Source organism: Streptomyces sp. NPDC048275 (assembly GCF_040652275.1).
Taxonomy (GTDB): domain Bacteria; phylum Actinomycetota; class Actinomycetes; order Streptomycetales; family Streptomycetaceae; genus Streptomyces.
The window spans coordinates 1-4,035 of sequence record NZ_JBEZLR010000216.1 but is presented as its reverse complement, the minus strand read 5'-3'; the positions used below and the strand labels follow the sequence as shown (position 1 = coordinate 4,035).

5 protein-coding genes are annotated in these 4,035 nt (G+C 68.9%); 4 read left to right on the top strand and 1 reads right to left on the bottom strand.

Translation table 11 applies throughout. The features are described 5' to 3' along the window. Positions 1-231: 231 nt before the first annotated feature. From AB0D57_RS47305 to AB0D57_RS47290, 4 genes are all read left to right on the top strand, one after another. Entirely contained in the window at positions 232-741 is a 510-nt protein-coding gene (locus AB0D57_RS47305; RefSeq protein ID WP_362088705.1) for a hypothetical protein, read from the top strand. Beyond that, positions 738-2,093, top strand: a complete 1,356-nt coding sequence (locus AB0D57_RS47300) for a hypothetical protein (RefSeq protein WP_362088704.1) — start codon at positions 738-740, stop codon at positions 2,091-2,093. Before AB0D57_RS47305 ends, AB0D57_RS47300 begins: the two co-directional genes overlap by 4 nt. Then, positions 2,041-2,235 (top strand): hypothetical protein, encoded by a 195-nt coding sequence (locus AB0D57_RS47295; RefSeq protein WP_362088703.1) that lies wholly within the window; start codon positions 2,041-2,043, stop codon positions 2,233-2,235. Before AB0D57_RS47300 ends, AB0D57_RS47295 begins: the two co-directional genes overlap by 53 nt. A 637-nt stretch (positions 2,236-2,872) precedes the next feature. Then, positions 2,873-3,070, top strand: a complete 198-nt coding sequence (locus AB0D57_RS47290; RefSeq protein ID WP_362088702.1) for a hypothetical protein — start codon at positions 2,873-2,875, stop codon at positions 3,068-3,070. Between the two features lie 112 nt (positions 3,071-3,182). On the opposite strand, the gene AB0D57_RS47285 is transcribed toward AB0D57_RS47290, so the two are convergent. Continuing rightward, positions 3,183-3,680 carry a hypothetical protein gene (locus AB0D57_RS47285; RefSeq protein ID WP_362088701.1) on the bottom strand — a complete coding sequence of 166 codons (498 nt, stop codon included), beginning with the start codon at positions 3,678-3,680 and terminating at the stop codon, positions 3,183-3,185. Positions 3,681-4,035 lie beyond the last annotated feature (355 nt).

Here is a 4,035-nt window from a genome sequence, read left to right as displayed (position 1 = left end):
TGCGTCTGGCGACGACATCCCGTGCCCCGTCGGCGGCCAGACCGATCCGGCCCCGGCTGGCGCGGCGACGAAAGGCCGCCTGGGCCCAACCGCCCTTGAGCGAGTGCGCCCGCGAGAACCTCCAAGACGAGGGCGCTGCAGGGCCAGGGCACCTCATGGCCGGTTGATCAGCAGCTACAACCGCTACGTTGAGAACGAGTCCGCCACGCAAAAGTCCAGGTCAAAGGCGACGTGAACATTTTCGTGGTCGGTAAAGGCGACATCCCGTCCGGGCATTGCGGCGGATCGCCGCGCCCTCGCAACCCACTTCGGTCTCGACCCGGCCAGCGAGGCGTTCAGCGCGGCGCACTGCTTCCACGCGACAAGATCGAAGCCGCTGCCTTATGGGCGGTTCAAAACCGTCACGGACGTCTACGCAACGCATCGCCTCAGTTCAGAGTCCACCCGCACACATCGAGAGTCGGTAAAGGCGACTTCTCACCCGAGGACTGCGACGACTACCTTGCCCGCCGCCTCACCCGCGACGGCCAACCCCTCATCGGCGAGAACATCCGGCAGGTCATCACCGCCCGCTCGCACGGCCTGCCCCTGTATCTCGATCTGTCCGTCGCCCGGTTCCTGGAACTGCGCCGCAGCGGCCACACCCTGCAGCCCGGCGACTTCGACCACGACTTCCCCGCCCTGGTCTCCCGCACCCTGTCCGACCTCACCCCGACGAACGCCACGTCCTGCGCTCGGTGAGCCTGCTGGACGCCTTCGACGTGCCCCTCGCCACGCGCGCCGCCGGCCTCGCCCACGAGGGGCCCGCCCAGCGGCTGACCGAGCGGCCCTTCGTCCGCGACAACCCCTTCGGCCTGTGGCCCTTCCACCTCCACGGCCTCATCCGCTCCGCCGTACGCAACGCCGAAGACACCACCGACGACCGCTGGACCGACGCCGACTGGCAACAGGCCGCCCAGCGCGCCTTCACCACCCTGGGCGAACAGCACCAGGGCGCCCCCGGCCCGGACCGGCTTCTGCTGATCGCCTGCCTACGCCAAGGCCTGCGCCTGGCCCGCGACCACCGCCTTGACCTCGACTGGCTCACGCCTGCTGCCTGGACCTACGTCAGCGACTCCGTGTGGGAGCCCCTCGCCCCGCCCGACACCGAAACCGAGGCGGGACTCGGTACGGCCGCCGACGCCTTGGTCGAACTCCTCAGCGCGCTCGCCCGCCGCCAGCATGAACACCGCTCACGAACCGCGGCCCGCCTCACCACGGTCATCGACAGCCACCTGCTCCCCGATGACCTGCAGCACATGGCCCTCTACTACCGGGCCAAGGCCCACCGCGACATCGGGCACAGCGCGGACTCACGCCGCGGATACCAGCAGGTCGTCGACGGCGGCGGCCGCCTGGCCCCAGCCGCCCGGCGTGGCCTTGCCCAGGCCGCCCGGCTGGCCGGAGACTTCCCCACCACGTACGCCGCCGCACAGACCCTGGGATGGGAAGGCCGCCATCAGCGCGTCCTGGGCGACGTGTGGTGGGTCCAGGGAGAGCCGGCACGCGCGGCCGCCGCCTACCAAGCCGGGCGCCTCGAAGCCGAACAACACGCCAAAGCCGGCGAGGCCGCACACAACCAGGCCCGGCGTGCCCTCGCCATCGCCTTCTACGACCCCCACCAGGCCGACGACGAAATCGACCTCGCCGAACAACTCCTCGCACACCTCGACCTGCGCGCCACCACGATCAACGCGGCAATCGCCGCCCTCATTCGCGACGCCGGCACCCCCACACTCGACGACCGCGTCCGCGCCCTGCGCACCGAGCTTGACGTCGCGGGCCTCACCTCCATGACACCCACCCTCGAACTGGCCCTCGCCTTCCACCAGGCTGCCCTGGAAGACCGTGACGGGCTGAGTGCCGCCATCTCCCGACTGCGCGAACTGACCCGGGACGGGGACTACGCGTACTACGTCGACATCGCGCACTTCATGGCCGACCTCTCGCTCCCCGCCGAGCACACCGCACCGCGATGGCTCGACGGCGAACAGGCCACCCGTGCCCGGTGGCAGACTCTGGTCACCGACCGCCGCGACCTCCTGCATCGTTGATGACGACGAACTCGGTGGTGGTGGTCTTCTCCGCGAAATCCTCAAGGACGTCGCGATCGACGGCGGTGGTGATGCCCGTGTGGTGCGGGCCCCGGACATCAGCGGCGCCCCTGCCATCGCCTGCGCCCTCGGCAACGGCTGAGAATCTGGCGAACTGGGCTTTACCCAGTTCCGGACTGTGATGTCCAGGCGGTTTCGCCGATCGGTGGGGTCTTACTGCTTCCTGGGACCTTGATCACTGGATGGGGCCTATCCTCGAACGTCTCTGCTTGCCGGTGTGCCCGTGACCTGCGCGCGGTGCGTTCGGTGGGCAGGGGGGTCACAGGCGTGGCTGGCCATGTCTGGCGAGAGCCGCCGTTCCCCGCTCCGGCCAGAGAAGGAGGGGACGGCGGCCGATCCCCGTGGCGGGCGGGGTGATCCCGGCCACACGGACAGTGGTCGAGCAGCGGCCGGGCACCACTCGTTCGATACCGCGCGCACGTACCCGGGATTGACACGATGGCGGGCGCTCATGTGGCGATTTGCCCGATAGTGAACCGTTTTGCGCAACTTGGGGCTAGGTGTCGCGGCACTATAAACGCACGCTCCAAACCCTCGGTTCCCGGGGCCGATAGTGCGCGCGCAATAGGAAGTTGCTCCCGCCATGCGGCCCGTGCATGCTGACGCTCCCAGCATCCGGTGGCCTTCTGGCCGGAGCCCGCCGAGCGCTGGTCTTCACTCGCCAGACGCCGCCCGGACGGTGCCCTACCACCGGGCCTACACCAACCGAGGAACCAGCCATGACGCTCGACCTGCCCGCCACTCCCCCTCCCGATCCGTCCGCTGCGGGCACGGACACAGACAGCGACCGCCACGCACTCCACCTGCGCATCGGGCGCCACTTCGAACTCAAGCTCTACGTCTCGCCCGTCGTCCTGACCGCGCTGCTGGGCGGCGGCGGCGGAACCGCCGCCCTCGTCGCCTTCCTCACGCGGTAACCCGACGCGTCCTCAGGGGGCTGAGCCAGCAGACTGCCTCAGCCCCCCTCGACCGATGCGGGATGAATAGATGACATGCCGCCCGCGGTCTCCATGTCCCGGCCCGGGCGCGTCAGTCGAAGACAAACGGGCCCGGCGACTGCTTGGTCACCGCAACACACCGCCCGCTCACACCGAAGACCACAAAGCTCAGCGAGTCCCCGCCCAGGCTGGAGTCCAGGCTGTCGCCCGGGGCCACAGCGCCAATGAGCGGGCCGAGCCTGGTCAAGGGACCCGCCGGGTTAGTCTGGCCCGTGAAGAGGGTCGTAGCCGGTCCGCCGTTCTTCTCCAGCCGCAGCGTGGCGCTCACGGAGTTCGCCGGGACCGCGATCGGAACAATCACGTCGGTTGAGATGAGCGTGATTGTCGCGTTCGTGCCGTTCTGGGTGGCGGTGAGGGTCAAGGTCGTGCTGCCCCAGGTACCGCAGTCATATTCGGCCGTAACGGTGGTCGGTGACACGGCAGTTGCCGCGGGTGCCAGCGCCACGACGCCGGCAAGCAGTCCCGCCGAGGCGGCAGCGGTCGTGGCGGCGCGTAACTTCGGCGTCGTACACCTCATCAGTCGTCCCATCCGGTCAAGATCGATTGCTACTGATACGACGTCAGAACATTTGCCTCATTGACGCGCAGGGATCTCAAGAAGACAAGCGGCACGGCCAACCCCGAAAGACGTCGGACGCCGAGCCTGCCTGGCAGGAGCGTCGCAGCCTGCCGCTTTGGGCAACACCACCGGCCCCTGCCCGCGACAACCCGCCGACAGGGGCCGAGGGAGATCGACCGATCGGGTCGAGTTGCCCCCCAAGGGGCTGTCGGCCTTCCTCCTGGGCCTTCCTCAGCCCAGGGTGTGATCATGAAAACCCTGCGATTGCACTGTCTGCACCGCTCTGTCGCAAGCGCGGCTGCGGCAGCCGTCATCAGCCTTGCAG

Bases quoted from the DNA above. Each gene is read 5' to 3' on its own strand.
- AB0D57_RS47290 (WP_362088702.1), top strand. From the start codon at position 2,873: ATGACGCTCGACCTGCCCGCCACTCCCCCTCCCGATCCGTCCGCTGCG.
- AB0D57_RS47285 (WP_362088701.1), bottom strand. From the start codon at position 3,680: ATGGGACGACTGATGAGGTGTACGACGCCGAAGTTACGCGCCGCCACG.